We start from the raw sequence: 22,570 nt of genomic DNA, 5'->3' as shown, positions 1-22,570 counted from the left end.
TTTTAGGGGTTTGCCCGCCTGAAAACCAGCAGATGCTTAACTATTCAGTAACGTCGCCGTTACCGCCATTGCTGACCATTTCCGCCGCGCGCTGCTTTTTATAGCTCAGGGCGGCGGCGGGAACCGGCGAAACTTTCCCCGTTTCCAGCCAGCTGCGTAGACGATTAGCGTCGGCAAAGTGGGTATATTTTCCAAAAGCGTCCAGTACCACCAGCGCCACCGGACGCTGTTTGATGACGGTGCGCATTACCAGGCAGTGGCCCGCCTGATTGGTGAAGCCGGTTTTGGTCAGCTGGATATTCCAGTCCGGCCGGTAAACCAGATGGTTAGTGTTGCGGAACGGCAGCGTATAGGGTGGATTGGCGAAGGTCGCCATCTCTTCATGGGTGGTGCTCAGCTGCCCAAGCAGCGGATAGCGCTTGCTGGCGATCAGCAGCTTAGTGAGATCGCGCGCGGTCGACACGTTCTGAATCGACAGCCCGGTAGGCTCTACGTAACGGGTATGGGTCATGCCCAGCTCGCGCGCTTTCGCGTTCATCGCCCGGATAAAGGCGTCGTAGCCGCCGGGATAGTGATGCGCCAGGCTGGCGGCCGCCCGGTTTTCCGAGGACATCAGCGCCAGCAGCATCATATCTTTGCGGCTGATTTCGCTGTTTAAACGCACGCGGGAAAAGACGCCGCGCATTTCCGGCGTATGGCTGATATCCACTTTCAGCATCTCGTTCATCGGCAGATGCGCATCGAGCGCCACCATCACCGTCATCAGCTTGGTGATAGAGGCCATCGGCCGCACCAGATCGGGATGGCTTTCGTAGATCACTTTATTCGTATTGAGATCGACAATCATCGCGCTGCCGGAGGCAATCTGCGGTTGCGCCAGCGAGACCTCGTGCGGGCTGGCAGCGGCCTGATGCACAGCAACCTGTCCGGAAAAAAGCAGGGCCAAACTTAAAAGAGACAAGCGAATTTTTGCAGGCATTATTGAAAACTTAATCGGGTAGTGATTCAGGTATGGCCAGGCCATACGCCGCCGCCGCACAATGCACGCCACGCGGGGGCTGGCGGCGTCATCATACGATGGTGACTCATCTTTTTCCTAAGGGATATTCGTATCCGGGCGTAACGAATCCGCCGTCGGCGACCCGACGGCGGCGACAGTCAGAACAGGCGATAGCCGTAGCCCCAAAGAACCACGGTCATGGCCAGCAGCACTTCAAAGACCAGCACGCCAATCGCCAGCGTCGAGCCGGAAAAGCGCAGGCTTTCTTCCCGGTCGATATTCAGAAACATAGGGATGCCGAGGTACAGCAGATAGCCGGTATAGGCCAGCGCCAGCGCGCCGACAAAAACGCAAAGCCAGACCAGCGGATAAAGCGCGACCAGCCCGCTGATAAACAGCGGCGTAGCGACATAGCCCGCAAAAACGGTACAGCGTTGCAGACTGGGACGTTGCGGATAGTTCCGTGCCATCCAGTGGATCACCCGGCCCATCACCGCAACGCCGCCTAAAATCAGGCCATAAAACAGAATGGCGAGGGCGAAAGCAGTCATCAGTGACAGCTGAACGGTACGCTGCGCGCCAAAGTCCCAACCTAATCGGGTGGTGCCGATAAACGCACAAATCACCGGGATCAGCGCCATCAATAAAACGTGATGGGTATAGTGATGCGAAACGGTTTCGTTTTCTTGCCGGATATCGCGCATTTCACGGTCAGGATGCGCAAGAAGTCCCCAGACATGGTTCATATCTTCACTCCTTTAGCTTTGAGAGGCCGCAGCGGACTGGCGGGTCAGGATAAAGTATAAACGATCGTAAACTGTTTATTTTTTAAACGCTGCATCCTCAGGCTAAGCGGTTCTGTTTGTTACGAAAAAAAGTGCGCTTTACGGCAACTTTTGTCCCGCTTTGGCCATCAACGTTTAGACTAAGAGTCTTTTAGCGCATTAACCGCAGGAGCAAAGGCAAATGGATATCAATCAACTGATCACGCAGTACGGTTACGTGGCGCTGTTTTTAGGCTGTATTGCCGAAGGGGAAACCTTCACGCTGCTGGGCGGCGTGGCGGCGCATGAAGGCCTGCTGCACTACGGTCTGGTGGTGCTGGTGGCGATGGCGGGCGGCATTCTGGGCGATACCGCGCTCTTTTTCCTCGGCCGTTACTACGGCGCAAATATCCTTAAAAAATTTACAAAACATCAGAAGCAGATCAAAAAAGCCAACTCGTTAATCCGTAAGCGGCCGGTGCTGTTTGTGATCGGCGTACGCTTTATGTACGGCCTGAGAATTGTCGGCCCGATTATCATCGGTTCCAGCCGCCTGAAGCCACAAAAATTTATGCTGCTGAACGTGATTGGCGCGGTGCTGTGGGCGCTGATTTTCGTTTCGCTGGGCTATATCGGCGGCCAGGTTATCGCGCCGTGGCTGCATACGCTGGATCGCCACCTCAAGCAGATTTTCTGGGTGGTGCTGATTGTGGCGCTGGTCTGGGGAGTAAGGATTTGGTTTAAGCGCCGCGCGGCGCACCAGACGGATGAAGAGTAACGCTGACAGATAAAGGGCGAGGTCGCCCTTTGTCATCGGCTACTTCTGAATATAGAACTGCGGGTTCGCCAGCGTAAAGCCGCCGTCTATCACAAAAGACTGCCCGGTAGTGTAGCTGGCCCATTCGGAACAGAGCCAGGCGACCATGCTGGCTATTTCACGCGGATCGCCCGGTCGGCCTGCCGGGATCTCCGGAATAGAAACGTTACGGGCATCATCATCGCTCATGTCGTTCATCGGCGTGGCGATCGCGCCGGGCGCTACCGAATTTACCAGAATGTTATGCGGCATCAGGCTCAGCGCCATCGATTTGGTCAGGCCGCCCAGCGCATGTTTGGCAGCGGTGTAGGCCGTCGAATCCGGCAGCGGCGTGTGCTCGTGTACAGAGGTAATATTGACAATCCTGCCGCCCTCGCCCTGTTCAACCATATGGCGCGCGGCAATTTGCCCACAGATAAAAGCGCCGTCCACGTCCACGGTAAAGACTTTCCGCCACGAATCAAACGAGGTTTCCAGAAAAGGAGATTTATCGTTGGTGCCGGCGTTATTGACCAGGGCGTCAATGCGGCCGAGTTTACTGATTAACGCCTCCAGCGCCTTGCCGCCCTCCTGCGGATCCGCCAGGTCAAGATGCTGAATTTCCGCTCTCCTGCCCAGTGCACGCACCCGTTCCGCCGTATCCTGCGCGCCCTTTTCATCCGAGCGCCAGGTAATGCCGATATCGTACCCCTGCTCCGCTAACATAATCGCGCTGGCCTTGCCTATCCCGGAATCGGAAGCGGTAACAACGGCAACTTTCTGCTCTGCTTTACTCATGGGTTTCTCCTCGGTCGCTGTAAAAAAGCTAAGTATAGATGAGGGAGATTCAGCGGCATTTACACTTGCTTGCGCTTCCTGACGCCCGTCCCGCCGGACGCTGGCTATAGTTAAAAAACAACCGGCTACCCGAGGAAGGGGCATGAGCAAGATAAAAAGAAAGATCGAGGATCATGGCGTTATCGGGGATTTACGCACCTGTGCTTTAGTCGCCAACGATGGCGCAATCGACTACTTTTGCTGGCCGGATCTGGACAGCCCGTCCGTGTTTACCGCGCTGCTGGACGGCGACGAAGCGGGCCTGTTCAGCATTGAGCCTGACTGGCCGGAGGCGCGCCGCCAGCAGCTTTATCTGCCTGATACCAATATTCTGCAAACCCGCTGGCTGGATCGCAAAGGCGTGGCGGAAATTACCGACTATATGCCGCTCTGCCAGCCGGAAGACCGGCAGCCACGCCTGATCCGACGGGTTAAGGTCATTCATGGCGAAGCAACGTTTACGCTGCGCTGCGCGCCGGTTCATGACTATGCCCGCGCGGAAACCACGGCCAGCCTGAGCGAGGGCGACGTACTCTTCAGCGCGGAGAACCAGCCCACGCTGCGGTTGAGCGGTAAAGCTGACTTCCAGCTGGCGCGCAACGCGGCAACTTCTACTTTTACCTTACAGGCTGGCGAACACCGCGAGTTCGTGCTGGGCTGCGCGGACGACGAGAAGGTGGATGAGGAAAAGACCGCCCTGTGTTTCCAGGATACGCTGCGTTTCTGGCGCGACTGGAGCGCGAAAAGCACCTATCGCGGCCGCTGGCAGGAAATGGTGACCCGTTCGGCGCTGACCCTGAAGCTGCTGACCTCGTGGAAGCACGGCTCGATCGCCGCCGCCGCCACCTTCGGCCTGCCGGAGGAGCTGGGCGGTGAACGCAACTGGGACTATCGCGCCTCGTGGCTGCGCGACGCCTCTTTCAGCATGTACGCGCTGATGCGGCTGGGCTACGTCGATGAAGCCCGCCACTTTACGCATTGGGTTGGGCGCTGCGTCGAAAACAGCCATCACGACGTGGAAAAACTTCAGGTAATGTATCGCATCGACAGCGGTACCGAGCTGCACGAAAGCGAGCTGCTTAATCTTTCCGGCTACGCGAACTCCACGCCGGTACGCATCGGCAACGACGCCTGGAATCAGACGCAGCTGGATATCTATGGCGAGCTGATGGACGCTGTTTACCTGGCTAATAAATATGGCGAGGCCATCTCCCATCGCGGCTGGCTGCACGTCAGTAAAATGATCGATCACGTCGGCGAAAACTGGAACAAGCCCGATGCGGGAATTTGGGAAATGCGCGGTGAACCGGAGCATTTTCTGCATTCGCGTCTGATGTGCTGGGTGGCGCTGGATCGGGCGATACGGCTGGGCCAGAAGCGCTCACTGTCGTTTCCCTATGAGCGCTGGCTACGCATCCGCGACGAGATCCGCGAAGATATCTGGACAAACTTCTGGAATGAAGAACAGGGCCATTTCGTTGCCACACGCCACGGCGACTTTGTTGACGCCTCAATGCTGCTGATGCCGCTGGTGAGGTTCGTCGGCGCGACCGATCCTGACTGGCTGGCGACGCTCGACGTCATTAAAGATAAGCTGGTCAGTGACGGCCTGGTTAAACGCTATAACCGAACCGAAACGCCGGCTGACGGGCTGGAAGGCACGGAAGGCTCCTTTACCGCCTGTTCGTTCTGGTACGTAGAGTGCCTTGCGCGCGCCGGGCGGGTTTACGAAGCCCATTTTGAATTTGAAAAACTGCTAAGCTATGCCAATCCGCTCGGGCTTTATGCCGAGGAGTTCGATCACCAGGGCTATGCGTTAGGCAATACGCCGCAGGCGCTCAGCCATCTGGCGCTGATCAGCGCGGCCTTTTTCCTGAACCGCAAGCTGAACGGCGACGATCCGCTATGGCAGCCCTGACGCGGCGTGCCGCAGAGAACGCTCTGCGGCTAAATTTACGTAAAGCTGGCCTTTGGCCGCAAATGCAGGTTTATTCCTGCTGAGTTATGACCATATAATGTGCAGCCGGTCACAGCCGACCTGCACAGGCTCCTTTATCCACAGTTTACATGGCGCAATACCTTGAAGAATATGAAAAAAAGCATCCGCGCGTTAGCCACTTTACTGCTGGCCGCCACCGCTTACAGCCAGTCTGCTTTTGCCGTGGTTTATAATCTGCCCGCCGCCAACAGCCGTCTTATTGGCGAAAACATTGAAATTACCGTGCCTCAGGACAGCAAACTGCCGCTGGAGGCGTTTGCCGCACAGTATCAGATGGGCCTGAGCAATATGCTCGAAGCCAATCCCGGCGTGGATGTCTATCTGCCGAAAGCAGGCTCAAAACTGATCGTGCCTCAGCAGCTGATCCTGCCCGACGCGCCGCGCGAAGGGGTGGTGATCAACAGCGCTGAAATGCGTCTTTATTACTATCCGAAAGGCGGTAAGACCGTGGTCGTGCTGCCGGTCGGCGTGGGCGAACTGGGTAAAGATACGCCGGTAAACTGGACGACAACGGTACAAAGCAAGAAAGACGGCCCAACCTGGACGCCGACGAAAAAGATGCATGAAGACGCCGCGGCGGCCGGTTCGCCGCTGCCGCCGATCTTCCCGGCCGGCCCGGATAACCCGATGGGCCTTTACGCGCTCTATATCGGCCGCCTGTACGCTATCCACGGCACCAACGCTAACTTTGGCATCGGCCTGCGCGTCAGCCACGGCTGCGTGCGCCTGCGCGCCGACGATATCAAATGGCTGTTCGACAACGTGCCTGTGGGTACGCGCGTACAGTTTATCGACCAGCCGGTGAAGGCGAGCGTGGAGCCGGACGGCACCCGCTATATCGAGGTGCACAACCCGCTGTCGCAGACCGAAGAGCAGTTCAACTCTCGCGAGCCGGTGCCGCTGACGCTGACCGCCGCCGTGAATAAAGTGGTTGGCGACGCCAGCGTGGACAGCGCAAGCCTCGAAGCCGCGCTGAAAGCCCGTACCGGCATGCCGACCAAGGTCAACGGCGCGTCCGGCAACGGCTATGCGGCCCCGATCCCTGTTCAGGAGAACAACAGCGCGCAGCCAACAGAGCAGCCAACCACGCCAGTTACGCCGCAGGGCGCTAACGTGGGCGGCGAGGCGGCTCCGGCGGCTACGGTAGACGGCCAGCCCGCGACCGTAGACGGTCAGGCCACCGGCGAAGGCGCAACCGACGCGCCGCAGGCACCGGCGGCAGGCGACAACGGCTTTGTCGTGCCGGCGCAGCCTGGCCCGGTTTACGATAAGACCACCAAACCGGCAGCGAAAGTCGCGGTGCCAGCGCAGTCGTAACCGAACTCGCTCACTCACCAGCAAAAACGGGCCTTATGGCCCGTTTTTTATTGCACGCCGTGGGCTTTCTGACCGTTCTCTCCCGCAACTTTCATTTTTTTCTCAACCTGTTCTGTGATCGTTTTCAATAATTACTACATTCCTGCCAGAGATTATTTTTTAAACGGCTACGTTTTAAAAACGCAACGACATCCCATTAAAACAATAATGGCCAGCAAGACTTATCTTTCACCTCTGGAAGGCAAAAATGGCGAAAAAAAGTAATGCTCAGGATATTGATAAACTGATCGAACTGGTGGGCGGAAAAGAAAATATAGCAACGGTGAGCCATTGTATTACGAGGCTCAGATTTGTGCTTAACGATCCGGCGAAAGCCAGGCCCAAAGAGATTGAAACGCTGCCGATGGTGAAAGGCTGTTTTACCAATGCCGGTCAGTTTCAGGTGGTTATCGGCACGGATGTCGATGACTGGTATCAGGTATTGCTCAAACAAACACAGCTTAGCGGCACCGATAAAGAAAGCGCCAAGCGGGTCGCCAGGCAGAATATGAAATGGCACGAAAGCCTGATCTCGCACTTTGCCGAAATCTTTTTCCCGCTGCTGCCGGCGCTTATCAGCGGAGGGTTAATATTAGGCTTCCGTAATCTGATTGGGGATTTACCGCTTTATAACGATGCTCCGCTTACCGCCGCGTCGGTAGTATGGAAAAGCGTTTACGATTTCTTGTGGTTAATTGGCGAGGCGATCTTCTTTTATATTCCGGTAGGCCTGTGCTGGTCTGTGGTTAAAAAAATGGGCGGTACCCCGATTTTAGGGATCGTGCTGGGGATCACCCTGGTTTCGCCGCAGCTGATGAATGCTTACCTGTTAGGCCAGCAGGTGCCTGAGTCGTGGAATTTTGGCTGGTTTACTATCGATAAGGTCGGCTATCAGTCTCAGGTTATCCCTTCAATTCTGGCTGGCCTGACGCTGGCATGGATTGAGCTTAAGCTGAAGCGTATCGTGCCGGATTATTTAACGCTGGTGGTGGTGCCGGTGGTATCGCTGCTGATCGCGGTGTTTCTGGCGCATACCCTTATTGGGCCTTTTGGCCGCATTGTCGGTAACGGTATCGCCTGGGGCGTAAGCCACCTGATGACCGGGCCTTTTGCCCCCGTCGGCTCCGCGCTGTTTGGCTTTTTGTATGCCCCGCTGGTTATCACCGGCGTGCATCAGACCACGCTGGCGGTAGATTTACAGCTGATCCAGAATCTTGGCGGCACACCGGTCTGGCCCATTATCGCCCTGTCGAACATGGCGCAGGGGTCAGCGGTGCTCGGCATCATCTTTATGAGCAAAAAAGTGAACGAGCGTGAAATCTCCGTACCAGCGGCTATCTCCGCTTATCTGGGCGTAACCGAACCGGCCATGTACGGGATCAACATGAAATACCGTTTTCCCATGCTGTGCGGCATGGTGGGATCGGCCTGCGCCGGTCTTATCTGCGGGCTTTCCGGCGTGATGGCGAACGGGATTGGCGTTGGCGGGCTGCCGGCTATTTTGTCGGTTAAAACGCAATATTGGGCCGTGTTTGGCATGGCGATGGTCGTCGCTATTGTTATTCCGCTGCTGCTTACGATGGCGATTTACAAACGCAAACAGGCCGCCGGCAAGCTGCTGGTAGTCTGAGAAAAGGCCGCTAAAAATGACGGAGCGTTAGTCCGTCTGCGGCGAAGACCTCCGGGCGCTACCATTTCAGGCCCAGGCCGGTGGTAAAGTTACGCTCGTTGAGCGTATCGCGCGTGCCGCTGACCAGGTTATGGCCGTAGCTGACGTTCAGCGAAGACCAGCTGGTCAGCTGGTAACGCAGGCCGACTTCCGCATCCAGCGTAAAGATGTTGCCATCCAGCGAATGCCCCGCGTCGCCGTGGCTGAACAGCGCAATCTTTCTGCCCTCAAGAAAGCGCTGATAGTCCCAGCGCAGCGACGCGCCTAAATGGCTGTCATAACTGCCGTCGCTATAGCCATAGGTAAACGCGCCGCCCAGCAGGGCCAGCGAGAAAGAACCCAGCTCGTCATCCCAGAACTGATAGCCAGGACCGGTGCCCAGCAGCGCCTGTTCGGAAAGATCCTCCACCCAGTCGCGCTTGTAGCTGGCCCTGCCCTGCCAGAACAGCCGATCCTGAAACTTATAGTCCAGCGCGTAGCGCAGGCTGTAGTTTTCGGTGTTCATGCTGTCGTCTTCTTTTTCGCGCGTATAGGTGCCGCCGAAATCGTTACGCCATTTGCCCACGTTGACCTTGTTGTTGTAAGCGAAATGCGAGTCCTGAGTATGGGTAGAGGCTTTTTTCAGGCTGACGCCCACATCGATATTGCCGGTCCAGGTCAGCGCGTCGGTTTTAGGCTTAGGCTTCATAAATTCGTCGAACTTCGCAACCTGAACGCGCTGCTCGTCATCGCCGCGCCGCACCACAATATAGCCCCGATCGGCGGCTTCCAGCTGCGCTTTAAACACCGTATCGCCGCTGCGCAGATCTATCGCCTTTTCACTGGAAAGCGTGCTGACCGCCCCCCAGTCCAGCGAAAGCGTACCGCCGTAGCTGCTGTCCATCACCAGTTTGCCGTCGCTTAACGAACGGATGGTACCGCTGAGGCGATCGCCATTTTTCATCCAGACCGTATCGGCGCGGGCAGCCCCCGTCGCCAGCACGGGCAGTAATAGCAGGCCGGTAAGCGGCGAGCGAAATAAAGAAAAAGACATAGGCGTGAACAGAATCCTCTGAAACGGTGGACGAGTGTCTTTATATCCTGGTTGATAACGCGGGCGCTAAGCACGGGAATATATCTGATAAATAAGGCGATTAACGTTATATGCTGCGTTAGTAGGCGTTATCAGACACTATTTCGGTCATCTTACTGTCATCAAGCCTGCGTACATCTTCAGACAGGTGTCTCTTTTTCGCTGACGGCTGAGAGGATTTATGAGCGACAATAGCGCAGTACCGCACTATCCGGCGGCCAGCAGTCGCCCCGTTTTCCAAAAGAACAGTCGGCTCTCCGTGCTGCTGTTTATTCTGCTGCTGGTGCTGGGCATCGCCTTCGCCGGCGTGAACCTCTTTCGTGACGTCAGCGACGCGGGCGGCGCCAGCACCAGCTACGTTCCCTATCTGCTGCTCGGCATGGCGCTGCTGATTGCGCTGGGCTTTGAGTTCGTCAACGGCTTTCACGATACGGCCAACGCCGTGGCGACGGTGATCTATACCCACTCGCTGACGCCAACCGTGGCGGTGATTTGGTCGGGATTTTTTAACTTCCTGGGCGTGCTGCTTTCCAGCGGCGTGGTCGCCTTCGGCATTATTTCGCTGCTGCCCGTGGAGCTGATTTTACAGGCGAGCAGCGGCGGCGGCTTCGCGATGGTTTATGCGCTGCTGTTTTCCGCTATTCTCTGGAACCTGGGCACCTGGTGGTTTGGCCTGCCCGCCTCCTCTTCCCATACGCTTATCGGCTCTATTATCGGCGTCGGCGTGGCGAACGCGCTGATCCACGGCCGTACCGGCACCAGCGGCGTGGACTGGGATCAGGCGCTGAAAGTGGGCTATGCGCTGCTGCTGTCGCCGGTAGTGGGCTTTGTCTGCGCGGGCCTGCTGCTGCTGGTGATGAAGCGCGTGGTGAAAAATCGTCGCCTGTATAGCGCGCCGCAGGGCAACCGCAAGCCGCCGGTGTGGATACGCGGGCTGCTGATTTTAACCTGTACCGGCGTCTCTTTCGCGCACGGTTCCAACGACGGTCAGAAAGGCATGGGGCTGATAATGCTGATCCTGGTCGGCACCATGCCGATGGCCTACGCGCTGAACCGTTCTATCCCTGCTGAACAAAGCCCGCGCGTGGCGGCGCTGGCTACCGTGACGCAACAGGAGCTGCTGCGCCAGTCGTCCGGCGTGCCGATGCCCGCTTCGCCCTACGACGTGCTGACGGCCTACGTGCGCACCACCACGCTGACGCCGCAGGTTCTTCCCGCGCTGGCGCAGCTAACCGGCGCTATTGGCGATCAGATCCGACAATACGGCACCGTGGATAAGATCCCGGCGCAGGCCGTTTCTAATACCCGCAATACTATGTATCTGGCTTCGGAAACCATCAAGCATCTGAAGAGCGAACCGCAGTTCAGGCTGCCCGCGCAGACGCAGCGGGATCTGGATGCGCTGAAGGCAGAGCTGGATAACGCCACGCGCTTTATTCCCTGGTGGGTGAAGGTGGTGGTCGCTATCGCGCTGGGTCTGGGGACGATGGTGGGCTGGCGCAGGATCGTGGTAACGGTGGGTGAAAAAATCGGCAAAACGCACCTGAGTTACGCCCAGGGCGCCAGCGCGGAGCTGGTGGCAATGGCGACTATCGGCGCCGCAGATGGTTTTGGCCTGCCGGTTTCCACCACGCACGTGCTCTCTTCCGGCGTGGCGGGCACCATGGCCGCTAACCGTTCCGGGCTACAGCTTGCCACGCTGCGCAACCTGGCCATGGCCTGGATATTAACGCTGCCGGTGTCGATCCTGCTTTCCGCCTCGCTTTACTGGCTTTTTACCCGCTTTTAACCGCCGCTTCAGGCTGCATCACCTTGATGCAGCCTTAGTTTTCTAACGCTGCGCCCGCCCGCAGGCGTAACCGCATAATCACCACCAGCGCAAAAGCCACCACCACAGCCGCTGCCAGATAAACGGTATCAATACCCCAGCGCCCTATCAGCAGTCCCGCCACCGGCCCAGTGATGCCCAGGCCAAAATCCAGAAAGGCAGAATAGAGGCCGAGCGCCGATCCCTGGTTTTGCGGCGCCACCTGCCTGATAGCCTCCACGCCAAGCGCCGGAAAGATCAGCGAAAAGCCGGAGCCGGTCAGAAACGCGCCGATATCCACCACCAGCGACGAGTGCGCCTGCCAGATAATCAGCAGGCCAACGCACTCGATAGTGAAAGAGCAGGCGGAAACGCGCAGGCCGCCAAACCGGCTGATAAAGTTGCTGAACACCAGACGCATCGCCACAAAACCCGCGCTGAACAGCGTCAGCGAAAAGGCCGCGCCGCGCCAGCCGTGGCTGGCAAAATAGAGCGTGATAAAGGTGGCGATAACGCCGAAGCCGATAGTGCCCAACCCCAGACAGAGTCCGTACGGCCAGATACGGGAAAACACCTGGTTAAACGGAATGCGCTGGCCTGTAGTGACCACCACCGCCGCACGGCGAGACGCCAGCCAGAAACCAAAAACCGCCATCAGCACAATCAATCCGGCAAAACCAGGGATGCCGAAGGCGGCGTTAAGCATCACGCCCAGCGGCGCGCCCAGCGCCATCGCCAGATAGGTCGCTACGCCGTTCCACGAGATTACCCGCGCGCTTTGCGTGGTGCCGACAATATTAATGCCCCAGAGAATGGAGCCGGTGGCGGTCAGGCTTTCGCCCAGCCCTAACATAACGCGCCCGATAGCCAATAAAATCAGGCTGGTTAGCGGCGTGCTAAACATCACCGCCAGGATGCTGAACAAACCGCTGGCGCCGCACAGCACCAGGCCCATCAGCACCACTTTTTTCGGGCCGAGCAGATCGGCATAGCGCCCGGCCTGTGGACGGCTGATCAGGGTAGCGAAGTATTGCAGGCTGATAATTAAGCCAGCGATAAAGGTGCTGTAGCCCAACTGGTTATGCACGTAGCCAGGCAGAACCGCCAGCGGCAGACCGATAGAGAGGTAGCAAAAGAAGGTGAAAATCACCACGGAAATAATGCGCTTGTTGAGCTGAGCGCTGGATAAGGCTGGGATCGCAGACATGTCAGAGCCGGAAAATAAGTGTGATAAGCCTCACATCATACCCTTAGCACAAGGTGAGATCCTGCGGCTAAATGTTACAAATTTGTAATAGGAACGGCGAGTTATCTCACCGTTAACGCATAGCGATCCACCGCCAGCGCGATCTCGCCTGAGGTTTTCAACGCGCGTACCTGGCTAAACAGATCGCTGGCTTCCTGATAGGCTTTGCGCAGATAGCCCAGCCACTGTTTGATCCTGGCAACATGATAAAGCCCGGTATCACCCTGTTTTTCCAGCTGCACGTAGCGCTGTAGCAGCGTCACCACCTGCGGCCAGGGCAAAGGCGGTTCGTTATATTTAATCACCCGGCTCAGATTGGGCACGTTAAGCGCGCCGCGCCCGATCATCACGGCGTCGCAGCCCGTTACCCGCAGACAATCCTGCGCGCTTTGCCAGTCCCAGATTTCACCGTTGGCGATAACCGGGATAGTCAGACGCTGGCGGATCTCGCCAATCGCCTGCCAATTAATCCGCTCCGGCTTGTAACCATCTTCTTTGGTTCGCCCGTGCACCACCAGTTCGCTGGCGCCGGCCTGCTCTACCGCATCCGCGATTTCAAACTGTCGCGCGCCTGACTCCCATCCCAGCCGCACCTTCACCGTCACCGGCAAATGCGCAGGAACGGCTGCGCGCATCGCTTTCGCGCCGCGATAAATCAGCTCGGGATCTTTCAGCAGGGTGGCGCCGCCGCCGCTGCCGTTAACGGTTTTGGAAGGACAGCCGCAGTTCAGATCGACGCCCCAGGAGCCCAGCTCCACCGCGCGCGCCGCGTTTTCCGCCAGCCATTCAGGATACTGACCCAGCAGCTGAATACGCACCAGCGTGCCGGAAGGCGTACGGCTGGCGTGAAGCAGCTCCGGACAGAGCCGGTAAAAGGATTTGGCAGGCAAAAGCTGATCGACCACCCGCAGAAACTCGGTGATACAGAGATCGTAATCGTTGACGTCGGTGAGCAGTTCGCGCACCAGTGAATCAAGCACGCCCTCCATCGGGGCAAGTAAAACGCGCATGTCACAAACCGTTGCTGATAAAGGAAAGAGGAGGCTGGCTTAACCGCCAGCGAAAACAAGGGGATCGGGCGATCCCCTTTATTTACCGTTACGCCGGATTAGAACGACGCTGACGGGTTTTGTTGGTGCGCGGTGCGCCAGCGCTTTCGCCCTGACGACGTGGGCCGCTGCCCTGACGCTCCGACTGGCTACGCTCGCCGCTGGCTGCCTGGCTACGGCCACCGCCGTTACCGCTACGACCGCGTTCGCCGCCGCGATTGCCCTGCGGCGCGCCGCGACCACGGCCTGCACCGCCGCCACCGCCGCCACGCTGCTGACGACCGTTCTGAATCGGCTCCGCTTTGATGCTCGGATCCGGCTCGTAGCCTTCAATAGCGATACGCGGGATCTCACGCTTCAGCACGCGCTCGATATCGCGTAGCAGCTTGTGCTCGTCCACGCAGACCAGCGACAGCGCTTCGCCGGTGGCGGCAGCACGACCCGTACGGCCGATACGGTGCACATAATCTTCCGGCACGTTCGGCAGCTCGTAGTTAACTACGTGCGGCAGTTCGGAAATATCGATACCGCGCGCGGCGATGTCGGTCGCCACCAGTACGCGAATGTTGCCGTCTTTAAAGTCGCTCAGCGCACGGGTACGCGCGCCCTGGCTCTTGTTGCCGTGGATGGCGGCGGCGGTGATGCCATCTTTATTCAGCTGTTCAGCCAGATGGTTAGCGCCGTGCTTGGTGCGGGTAAACACCAGCACCTGCTGCCAGTTGTCGCGACCAATCAGGAAAGAAAGCAGTTCCCGCTTGCGCTTTTTGTCCACAAAGTGCACGTGCTGGGTAATCTGCTCGGAAGCGGTGTTGCGGCGAGCCACTTCCACCTGCTCCGGGTTATGCAGCAGTTTTTCCGCCAGGGTTTTGATCTCGTCGGAGAAGGTAGCGGAAAACAGCAGGTTTTGACGCTTAGCCGGCAGCTTGGACAGCACGCGACGGATATCGTGGATAAAGCCCATATCCAGCATACGGTCCGCTTCGTCCAGCACCAGGATTTCAACCTGTGACAGATCCAGCGCGTTCTGATGCTCCAGATCCAGCAGACGGCCCGGTGTTGCCACCAGCACGTCAACGCCGCCGCGCAGCTTCATCATCTGCGGGTTGATGCTGACGCCGCCAAAGACGACCAGCGAGCGCAGATCCAGATATTTACTGTAATCGCGCACGTTTTCGCCAACCTGCGCGGCCAGCTCGCGGGTTGGGGTTAAGATCAGCGCGCGAACGGGGCGGCGACCTTTTGGATGCGGGCTTGAGCTGCTCAGCAGCTGCAGCAGCGGCAGCGTAAAACCAGCGGTTTTACCGGTACCGGTCTGGGCGCTGGCCATCAGGTCGCGCCCGCCCAGTACGACAGGGATCGCCTGACGCTGAATAGGGGTTGGCTCGTTATAGCCCTGTTCGTTAACTGCACGCAAAATATCGGCATTAAGGCCGAGAGAATCAAATGACATAAAGTTGACTGACTCCGGTTCCGCCCTGACCGCGACAAGCGGTGTAGTTTCCAGGGGGAGAATATGACGCCAGGCTCAGCCTGACGCTTGAAAGGGGGCACAAACCACGGTGCGTAAGGGCCGGATTATAACAGATGTTCCACGCCCGGCGCGAAATATTCTTTCACGGTCAAAAAAGCGGCGGGTTTATCACGGGAACAGGGGCCGGGAAGCTGCAGGATGGCGGGCCGTCGCGGCCCGCCCGGCGTTAACGGCGAACGCGCACCGGCTCTTTAGCCAGCAGCGAAACCACGGCGGGCCCGGTCAGCATGACCACGCCAACGCAGCCCAGCAGCAGGTTGTTATGCACTACGCGGGACAGCAGATACAGCACCAGCATCGCGGCGCCAAAATAGTAAGTGGTGGTGACGTCTTCCAGGAAGTCGCCCAGGCGACGTAAACGCGGCAGGCGCTGGGCCGGCAGCATGACGATAAAGACGCTGGCGTACATCGCCAGTAACACCGAGCTGACCTGGAACAGCGCATGATGCTGCCAGCCCCAGACAAGGGCGGCAATCAGCAGCAGGTGCAGCGTGATATGGACACAGGTTTGTCCGGTAACAATCTGAACACGATTGGACCATTTCATTATTTTATCTCCCGACAGACCTGACTGAGGTCTGCCCAAGCCTGGCTGTCACAGTAAGTGACAACGCATTTCATCAGACTACCGTAGTTCTTAATTAATGCCGTAAATTTCTGCACTTAGCGGCACACTTTTGTGACAAGGACTACACTTTACTCTTCCTGATCCGAAGAGGAGAGCGCGCACAGTATGTCACAAAAACCGCAAGGATTTTCATTAAAAGTCCTGACGATCAATACGCACATGGGTTTCAGCGCGACCAATAAGCGTTTTATTTTGCCGGAATTAAGGGATGCGGTCAGAGATACCTCGGCCGATATTGTCTTTTTGCAGGAGGTCATGGGCTCTCACGATCTGCACTCTATTAAGGTGCAGAACTGGCCCGACACGCCCCATTACGAATTTCTTGCCGAGATGATGTGGCAAGATTTCGCCTATGGGCGCAACGCCGTCTATCCTGAAGGCCATCATGGCAACGCGCTGCTGTCCCGCTTTCCCATTTTGTCCTATGAAAACCGGGATATCTCCGTAGAGGGCACGGAAAAGCGGGGCCTCCTGTACTGTAAAATAACGCTCCCCGACAGCGACAAGATTTTGCATACCGTCTGCGTGCATCTGGGCCTGCGGGACGCGCATCGCGCCGCTCAGCTAACCATGCTCTGCGAGCTGCTTAATAGTCTGCCGCCGGATGAACCCGTGGTGGTGGCGGGCGACTTCAACGACTGGCAGCAAAAAGCCAATAAAATATTACAACGAGGAGCGGGGATGGAAGAGGTATTCAGCCAGAAAAACGGCCGCCCGGCACGTACCTTCCCTGCCCGCTTTCCTCTGTTACGACTGGATCGAATTTACGTTCGTAATGCCGCCGTCAGTCATCCGCACAAAATACCGCTGCGACCCTGGTCGCACCTGTCCGATCACGCGCCTCTGGCTGTGGAGATACACTTATGAAAACGGAATGGCGTGACGGTAATCGCCTGCGCCTGTTGGCCAATGGCGAACAATATTTTCCCCGCGTCTTCGAGGCGATCCGCCGCGCAAAAGAGAGCGTGCTGCTGGAAACTTTTATTCTTTTTGAGGATGAAGTCGGGAAAGCCCTGCAGGAAGTTATTCTGGATGCCGCCACGCGCGGCGTGAAGGTTGAAATGCTGCTGGACGGCTATGGCTCTAACGACCTTTCGCCGGAATTTATCCGCAGTCTCACCTCCGCTGGCGTGCGCTTTATCTTTTACGATCCGCGCCCGCTGGTGCTTGGCATGAGAACCAACGTTTTCCGCCGCATGCACCGTAAAACCGTGGTTTGCGACGGTGAAATCGCTTTTGTCGGCGGCATTAACTATTCCGCCGAGCATAATTCCAGCTACGGCGAGGAAGCGAAGCAGGACTACACCGTCGAGGTCAAAGGCCCGGTGGTGGAAGATATTGCCCGCTACGTCAAGGAGGCGATCAACAGCGAACAGCCTGTCAGGCGCTGGTGGAACGGACGGTCGCACCGCGCCGTGCGCAACCGTGCGCCGGGCGATGCGCAGGTGCTGTTTGTCTGGCGAGATAACAACGAGCACCGCGACGATATCGAGCAACACTATATCGATATGCTGCGCGAGGCCAAAGAAGAGGTGATTATCGCCAACGCCTATTTCTTCCCCGGCTATCGTCTGCTGCGCGAAATGCGCTCGGCGGCCCAGCGCGGCGTATCGGTGAAATTGATCGTGCAGGGCAAGCCCGATATGCCGATCGTCAAGGTCGGCGCAGAGCTGCTGTATAACTATCTGGTCGGCGGCGGCGTGGAGGTATACGAATATATCCGGCGTCCGCTCCATGCCAAAATTGCCATCCAGGATAAATTCTGGTCAACGGTTGGCTCCAGCAATCTCGATCCGCTTAGCCTGTCGCTGAATCTGGAGGCGAATCTGATCATTCACGATCGCGCATTCAACCAGACCCTGCGCACCGAACTGGCGCGTTTGCTGGCCGAAGATTGCGTACGGGTGGATGAAGATAAGCTCCCTCCTCAAAACTGGTGGCAGCTGGGGAAAAGCATTGTGGTCTTCCACTTCCTGCGGCATTTCCCGGCGATTGCCGGCTGGCTGCCCGCGCATACGCCTAAGCTGGCGCAGATCGCGCCGCCGGTGCAGCCTGAAATGGAAACCCAGGATCGCGTCGAATCTGACAGTGAAAAAGAGAGGGCTAAATCCTGATGTCTCAGTCACATGCTCGCTGGAAATGGATAAAAAAAGGGCTGACCGGCCTGTTTTTTATCGCGGTAATCGTGCTGCTGGTGATTTACGCCCGCAAGGTTAACTGGCATGACGTGCTTAACGTTATTACCAACTATAACCGCACGGCTATTCTCGCCTCCGTAGCTCTGGTGGTGGTCAGCTATCTGACCTATGGCCTCTACGATTTAATCGGCCAGGCCTACTGCGGCCACAAGCTGCAAAAGCGGCAGGTGATGCTGGTGTCGTTTATCTGCTACGCCTTTAACCTGACGCTCAGTACCTGGGTAGGCGGCGTGGCGATGCGCTACCGGCTCTATTCGCGGCTCGGCCTGAGCGGCAGCACCATTACGCGTATTTTTTCGCTCAGTATCGCCACCAACTGGCTGGGCTACGTGCTGGTGGCCGGTATCGTTTTCAGCAGCGGCGCGGTGCCGATCCCCAAAGGCTGGTTTATTGGCGAAGGCACGCTGCGCGCGATCGGCGTGGGGCTGCTGGCCTTTGTGGTGTTTTATCTTGCGCTCTGCGCCTTCTCCAAACGTCGCCGCTGGACGGTAAAAGGCCACAAGCTGGCTTTGCCCTCTTTCCGCATGGCGATGCTGCAGTTTGCGGTGTCCAGCGCTAACTGGCTGGTGATGGGGATGATTATCTGGCTGCTGTTTGCGCAGCAGGTTGATTATCCTCAGGTGCTGGGCGTGCTGCTGATCAGCAGTATTGCGGGCGTGATTATTCATATCCCTGCCGGGATTGGCGTGCTGGAAGCGGTATTCCTGGCGCTGTTGAGCGGCGAGCATCTGTCGCACGGCGCCATTATCGCCGGGCTATTGGCCTATCGCGTCATCTACTTTATCGCGCCGCTGCTGTTGGCGCTGGTGCTTTATCTGTGGCTGGAGAGCCGGGCGAAAAGCCTGAGGCATAAAAACCAGCAGGATATGCAAAAGCAGGCGTAAAAAAAGGGGCGGTAAACGCCCCTTGTTCATTAACGGCGGTTGCCGAAAATCCGCAGCAGCATCAGGAACAGGTTAATAAAGTCCAGATACAGCGTCAGCGCGCCCATAATCGAGTGGCGGCGCAGATTCTCTTTATCCCGCACATCAATATTCTCACCGATATTTTTCAGCTTCTGCGTGTCATACGCGGTCAGCCCGACGAACACCAGCACGCCGATATAGGTAACGGCCCACATCAGCGCGGTGCTTTTCAGCCAGAAGTTAACCAGCGACGCCAGCAGAATACCGATCAGCGCCATAAACAGGATACTGCCCATCCGGCTCAGATCGCGCTTAGTGGTATAGCCCCAGAAGCTCATTACGCCGAACATCCCGCCGGTGACCACAAAAGTGCTGGCGATAGACGAATAGGTATATAGCAAAAAGATGCTGGCCAGCGTCAGCCCGGTCAGCGCCGAATAGAGCATAAACAGACCGGTCGCGACCGCGCCGCTCAGCTTGTGCACCATGCCGGACAGCACAAAGACCACGGCCAGCTGGGCGATAATCAGCCCGTAAAAGGTAATTTTATTGGCAAAAACCAGCTGCATGACCGCAGGGGTGTTGGCGGCAAACCAGGACACGAAAGCGGTCAGCAGCAGACCGCAGGTCATCCAGCCGTAGACCTGCGCCATGTAGGTTTGCAGGCCCGTGGTGGCGCCGGAAACAATAGAACCGTTGGAACGAGGATATCTTTCCATGATGCTCTCCTTTAAGGTGAATTTACTGCTAAGTCTGGCACAGTCCGGCCGGGTTGGGCCAGCAGCGCCTGTAGCTTTTTCGTGACAAAAATTCCCCTTGCACCACAAACCTGGCCTGACGCCCCGCGACTGTATAAAGGTCAACCATTTTTTGCCGATAGAGTGAACACAGGGAGAACGCTTACCGGGAAGTCTGAGAACAATTTAATTCACTCCAGGGGTTCCTGATGAACAAGCCACACCAGAAGCGAAAAATGAGCACGCGCACCATGATGCTCCTGACCGGCGCGTTAACTATCACGCTCGGTTTTACCATCACTATTGGTCTGCTCAGCTGGCAGTCCAGCCAGCAACAGCGCAAAATCGCCGAGCAGTATCTGGGACAAATTGCCCAAAGCAACGCGCTCAGCGTGCAGCAAAGCCTTGATTACGCCCGCACGGTAGCCAGAGATATGGGCCAGAGCATTCTCGCCCTGCCCGCCGCTGGCGTGCCCGATCGCAAAGTCGCGGAAGAGTTAATGAAGGCAGCCATGAAGCAGAATCCGGACTATCTGTCGCTGTCGATCACCTTTGAAGCCAATGCCTTTGACGGCAAAGATGCGGAATTCGCCGCCCGGCCCGGTACGCCGCCGCAGGGACGTTTCGCGCGCTTTGTCGATCGCGACAGCGCGGGCAATTTCGCCATGCATAATCTGGAATCCATCTTCACGCCCGGCCAGGGCGACTACTATCTGATCCCGCAAAAGCTGCAAAAGGATGTATTGATTGAACCTTACAGCTACGCCTATAACGGCGTGCCGACGCTGCTGACCTCGGTGGCGGCGGTGATTATGGATAACGGCCAGCTGAAAGCGGTCGCCACGTCCGATATCTCGCTCGCCTCGCTGCAAAAAAGCGTGGGCGCGGTGAAGCCCTGGAGCGGCACCGGCTATGCGCTGCTGCTTTCCAACAAAGGCCTGGTGGTGTCCAGCCCTGACAAAGCGGAAGCGGGCAAGGCGTATAAAGGCGAAACCAACGGCTTTACCCAGGATGTGGTGCAGCATTTTGACCGCGTGCTGGGCGAGGATGTGCTGGAAACCTGGCGCCCTGTGACCATCGGCAACAGCCAGCAGCCCTGGTATCTGGGCGTGGTGGCGCCGGTCAGTGCGGTAATGGCTGAGGCCAACCGTCAGCTGATCCATGCGCTGATTATGATGGTGCTGAGCATTGTGATTGTCTGCGCCGTGCTGGGCGTGCTGTTCAGCCGAAAAATCTCCCGGCCGGTGGGCGGCGAACCTTCTCAGGCCGCAGAAATCGCGCTTGGCGTGGCGGAAGGCAACCTCAGCGCGGATATTCCGGTTGGTGCGCAGGACAGGCAAAGCATTTTCTTCGCCATGCAGACCATGCAGCAGCAGCTGCGCACGATGGTTGGCGAGATCATTTCCGCCAGCGATTCCGTCCGCCAGGGCGCAGAAGAGATCGCTTCCGGCAACCTCGATCTGGCATCGCGTACCGAACAGCAGGCCGCCGCGCTGGAAGAGACCGCCGCCAGCATGGAACAGCTTACCGCCACGGTGAAGCACAATGCCGATAACGCGCACAGCGCCACCGAGCTGACCGATAACGCCACCGCTATCGCACAGCGAGGCGAGCAGCTGGTGCAGCAGGTGGTGGAAATCATGCAGCAGATTGACGAAAGCTCGCAGAAAATCGGTGCGATCACCAGCATCATTAACGGCATTGCTTTCCAGACCAATATTCTGGCGCTTAACGCCGCGGTGGAAGCCGCTCGGGCTGGCGAACAGGGCCGTGGTTTCGCCGTGGTGGCGTCGGAAGTACGCAGTCTGGCGCAGCGCAGCGCCAACGCGGTAAAAGACATCTCGGCGCTGATTGGCGAATCAACGCAGCGCGTGAATACCGGGGTTTCGCTGGTGCAGGACGCGGGCAGAACCATGCAGGAGATGAATACCGCCGTGAATTCCGTGAAGACGATTATCGGCGAGATCGTGCACGCTTCCGACGAGCAGTCGCAGGGCATTGGCCAGGTGACGGTGGCCGTCAACCAGATGGACGGCGCGACGCAGCAGAACTCCGCGCTGGTTCAGCAGATGTCCGCCGCCGCCGCCTCGCTGGAAGATCAGGCGAAACAGCTGGCGCAAACGGTACAAATCTTCAGGCTGGAATCGGCGTAACGGAAGATGGCAGCCTCGCACTGAGGCTGCCTTAATCGCTCAGGATAGCATCAGGCAAAGGCATCCGGGCCTTTGCGCGCCAGCGTATTCAGTACTCTTAACGCCGCGCCGTTAGGTTTCTTTTCGCCCCGCTCCCATTTGGAAATGGTTACCACCGACATATTGACGTATTCGGCCAGCATCGCCTGGCTGAGATCGAAACGCTCGCGCAGCTGCCGTATCGCCTGGCCGGGCATATCCTGCACCACAGGAAGATGCTGGCGTAGCTCCTGCAATCGAACACGGGCATCAATGTAGTGCACGGTTTCAGCAGAAACGCCGCCGACTTCATGAAAGTCGTGGGCGATTTCCTGTAAGTCCTTTAAATGGTCAACCATCAAATTTAACCTCTCGCATTTTTCCTGCGGCCAGCGCTTTTTCCACTATTTCAGGCGACATAGTGAACAGCTCCGCCGCAATTTTTCTGTATGCTTCAAGCTCGCTGGCTGAAATTTCCTTACCCGCTTTTTTTGCAGCGGATTTAGGGTAACCGTTAACAAAGAAAAGATGCTGTTGCAATTTAAACACCACCACAGCACGCGCGCCTCCGCTTTTTCCAGCCTCCAGCGGAATGCGCTTTTTATAGACATGGCCGCCCAGACTGGCTTCATAATAACCGGCTATTACTTCTCTGGCGGCCTGCCGAATCTTATCGTTATCAATACCCGTCCCCTTGAGATTTCTGTCGAACGGCTTTAATACAAAAATCGCCATTATCGCTATCCTTGCTATCAATTACCCGGCGCTTCCTGCGCCCTGACAGACCTTACTTTACTATAGTACT

At 57.4% G+C, this 22,570-nt stretch carries 20 protein-coding genes; 9 read left to right on the top strand and 11 right to left on the bottom strand.

What is annotated here, in order from left to right; genetic code table 11:
- Positions 1–40: 40 nt before the first annotated feature.
- Both pbpG and ACVWZ0_RS07645 read right to left on the bottom strand, forming a co-directional pair.
- Positions 41–979: a D-alanyl-D-alanine endopeptidase gene (pbpG, locus tag ACVWZ0_RS07650; RefSeq protein ID WP_253454811.1), complete on the bottom strand. Its 939-nt coding sequence runs from the start codon at positions 977–979 to the stop codon at positions 41–43.
- A gap of 179 nt (positions 980–1,158) precedes the next feature.
- On the bottom strand, positions 1,159–1,746 hold the full coding sequence (locus ACVWZ0_RS07645) for a Yip1 family protein (protein ID WP_125288822.1): 588 nt from the start codon (positions 1,744–1,746) through the stop codon (positions 1,159–1,161).
- A gap of 220 nt (positions 1,747–1,966) precedes the next feature.
- Between ACVWZ0_RS07645 and ACVWZ0_RS07640 the strand changes: the two genes are divergently transcribed.
- Positions 1,967–2,542, top strand: a complete 576-nt coding sequence (locus ACVWZ0_RS07640; RefSeq protein ID WP_253454812.1) for a DedA family protein — start codon at positions 1,967–1,969, stop codon at positions 2,540–2,542.
- Between the two features lie 39 nt (positions 2,543–2,581).
- Here the strand turns inward: ACVWZ0_RS07640 and ACVWZ0_RS07635 are convergent, their stop codons facing one another.
- Positions 2,582–3,358, bottom strand: coding sequence for an SDR family oxidoreductase (locus tag ACVWZ0_RS07635; RefSeq protein ID WP_253454813.1), 777 nt, complete (start codon positions 3,356–3,358; stop codon positions 2,582–2,584).
- 142 nt (positions 3,359–3,500) lie between these two features.
- On the opposite strand from ACVWZ0_RS07635, the gene ACVWZ0_RS07630 reads away from it, so the two are divergent.
- The 3 genes from ACVWZ0_RS07630 (at position 3,501) to treB (ending at position 8,382) form a co-directional block, all read left to right on the top strand.
- The gene (locus tag ACVWZ0_RS07630; RefSeq protein ID WP_253454814.1) at positions 3,501–5,315 is read left to right on the top strand and encodes a glycoside hydrolase family 15 protein; all 1,815 of its coding nucleotides are present in this window, start codon (positions 3,501–3,503) and stop codon (positions 5,313–5,315) included.
- A gap of 171 nt (positions 5,316–5,486) precedes the next feature.
- Entirely contained in the window at positions 5,487–6,713 is a 1,227-nt protein-coding gene (locus ACVWZ0_RS07625) for a L,D-transpeptidase family protein (RefSeq protein ID WP_253454815.1), read from the top strand.
- Positions 6,714–6,960: 247 nt separating this feature from the next.
- A complete protein-coding gene (gene treB, locus ACVWZ0_RS07620) occupies positions 6,961–8,382 on the top strand; it encodes a PTS trehalose transporter subunit IIBC (protein ID WP_253454816.1) in 1,422 nt (473 codons plus the stop codon).
- A gap of 58 nt (positions 8,383–8,440) precedes the next feature.
- Here the strand turns inward: treB and ACVWZ0_RS07615 are convergent, their stop codons facing one another.
- Positions 8,441–9,454: a DUF481 domain-containing protein gene (locus ACVWZ0_RS07615; RefSeq protein ID WP_253454817.1), complete on the bottom strand. Its 1,014-nt coding sequence runs from the start codon at positions 9,452–9,454 to the stop codon at positions 8,441–8,443.
- 220 nt (positions 9,455–9,674) lie between these two features.
- Here ACVWZ0_RS07615 and ACVWZ0_RS07610 point away from each other — a divergent pair, with 220 nt between their 5' ends.
- The gene (locus ACVWZ0_RS07610) at positions 9,675–11,282 is read left to right on the top strand and encodes an inorganic phosphate transporter (RefSeq protein WP_253454818.1); all 1,608 of its coding nucleotides are present in this window, start codon (positions 9,675–9,677) and stop codon (positions 11,280–11,282) included.
- 34 nt (positions 11,283–11,316) lie between these two features.
- Here the strand turns inward: ACVWZ0_RS07610 and ACVWZ0_RS07605 are convergent, their stop codons facing one another.
- The 4 genes from ACVWZ0_RS07605 to ACVWZ0_RS07590 all read right to left on the bottom strand — a co-directional run bounded on the left by ACVWZ0_RS07605 (position 11,317) and on the right by ACVWZ0_RS07590 (position 15,673).
- Complete coding sequence (locus tag ACVWZ0_RS07605; RefSeq protein ID WP_253454819.1) at positions 11,317–12,507, bottom strand: MFS transporter; 1,191 nt, start codon at positions 12,505–12,507, stop codon at positions 11,317–11,319.
- A 101-nt stretch (positions 12,508–12,608) separates the two neighbouring features.
- Positions 12,609–13,556, bottom strand: a complete 948-nt coding sequence (gene dusC / locus ACVWZ0_RS07600) for a tRNA dihydrouridine(16) synthase DusC (RefSeq protein ID WP_253454820.1) — start codon at positions 13,554–13,556, stop codon at positions 12,609–12,611.
- Between the two features lie 88 nt (positions 13,557–13,644).
- The gene (rhlE, locus tag ACVWZ0_RS07595; protein WP_253454821.1) at positions 13,645–15,045 is read right to left on the bottom strand and encodes an ATP-dependent RNA helicase RhlE; all 1,401 of its coding nucleotides are present in this window, start codon (positions 15,043–15,045) and stop codon (positions 13,645–13,647) included.
- Between the two features lie 247 nt (positions 15,046–15,292).
- A complete protein-coding gene (locus ACVWZ0_RS07590; protein ID WP_253454822.1) occupies positions 15,293–15,673 on the bottom strand; it encodes a YbhQ family protein in 381 nt (126 codons plus the stop codon).
- 186 nt (positions 15,674–15,859) lie between these two features.
- On the opposite strand from ACVWZ0_RS07590, the gene ACVWZ0_RS07585 reads away from it, so the two are divergent.
- The 3 genes from ACVWZ0_RS07585 to ACVWZ0_RS07575 are packed head-to-tail and all read left to right on the top strand — an operon-like array spanning position 15,860 to position 18,836.
- On the top strand, positions 15,860–16,621 hold the full coding sequence (locus ACVWZ0_RS07585) for an endonuclease/exonuclease/phosphatase family protein (protein WP_253454823.1): 762 nt from the start codon (positions 15,860–15,862) through the stop codon (positions 16,619–16,621).
- Positions 16,618–17,868, top strand: coding sequence for a cardiolipin synthase ClsB (clsB, locus tag ACVWZ0_RS07580; protein WP_253454824.1), 1,251 nt, complete (start codon positions 16,618–16,620; stop codon positions 17,866–17,868). The genes ACVWZ0_RS07585 and clsB overlap by 4 nt, the downstream gene beginning before the upstream one ends.
- Positions 17,868–18,836 carry a lysylphosphatidylglycerol synthase domain-containing protein gene (locus tag ACVWZ0_RS07575; RefSeq protein WP_253454825.1) on the top strand — a complete coding sequence of 323 codons (969 nt, stop codon included), beginning with the start codon at positions 17,868–17,870 and terminating at the stop codon, positions 18,834–18,836. Before clsB ends, ACVWZ0_RS07575 begins: the two co-directional genes overlap by 1 nt.
- Before the next feature lie 29 nt (positions 18,837–18,865).
- Here the strand turns inward: ACVWZ0_RS07575 and ACVWZ0_RS07570 are convergent, their stop codons facing one another.
- Positions 18,866–19,576: a Bax inhibitor-1/YccA family protein gene (locus ACVWZ0_RS07570; RefSeq protein WP_125288836.1), complete on the bottom strand. Its 711-nt coding sequence runs from the start codon at positions 19,574–19,576 to the stop codon at positions 18,866–18,868.
- Positions 19,577–19,803: 227 nt separating this feature from the next.
- On the opposite strand from ACVWZ0_RS07570, the gene ACVWZ0_RS07565 reads away from it, so the two are divergent.
- Positions 19,804–21,747: a methyl-accepting chemotaxis protein gene (locus ACVWZ0_RS07565; RefSeq protein WP_253454826.1), complete on the top strand. Its 1,944-nt coding sequence runs from the start codon at positions 19,804–19,806 to the stop codon at positions 21,745–21,747.
- A 50-nt stretch (positions 21,748–21,797) separates the two neighbouring features.
- Here the strand turns inward: ACVWZ0_RS07565 and ACVWZ0_RS07560 are convergent, their stop codons facing one another.
- Complete coding sequence (locus ACVWZ0_RS07560) at positions 21,798–22,124, bottom strand: helix-turn-helix domain-containing protein (protein ID WP_253454827.1); 327 nt, start codon at positions 22,122–22,124, stop codon at positions 21,798–21,800.
- A complete protein-coding gene (locus ACVWZ0_RS07555; protein ID WP_253454828.1) occupies positions 22,117–22,500 on the bottom strand; it encodes a type II toxin-antitoxin system RelE/ParE family toxin in 384 nt (127 codons plus the stop codon). The genes ACVWZ0_RS07560 and ACVWZ0_RS07555 overlap by 8 nt, the downstream gene beginning before the upstream one ends.
- Between the last annotated feature and the right edge of the window lie 70 nt (positions 22,501–22,570).

This window comes from Erwinia sp. TECH1, from assembly GCF_054057575.1.
This window is presented reverse-complemented; position numbering and strand designations above follow the sequence as displayed.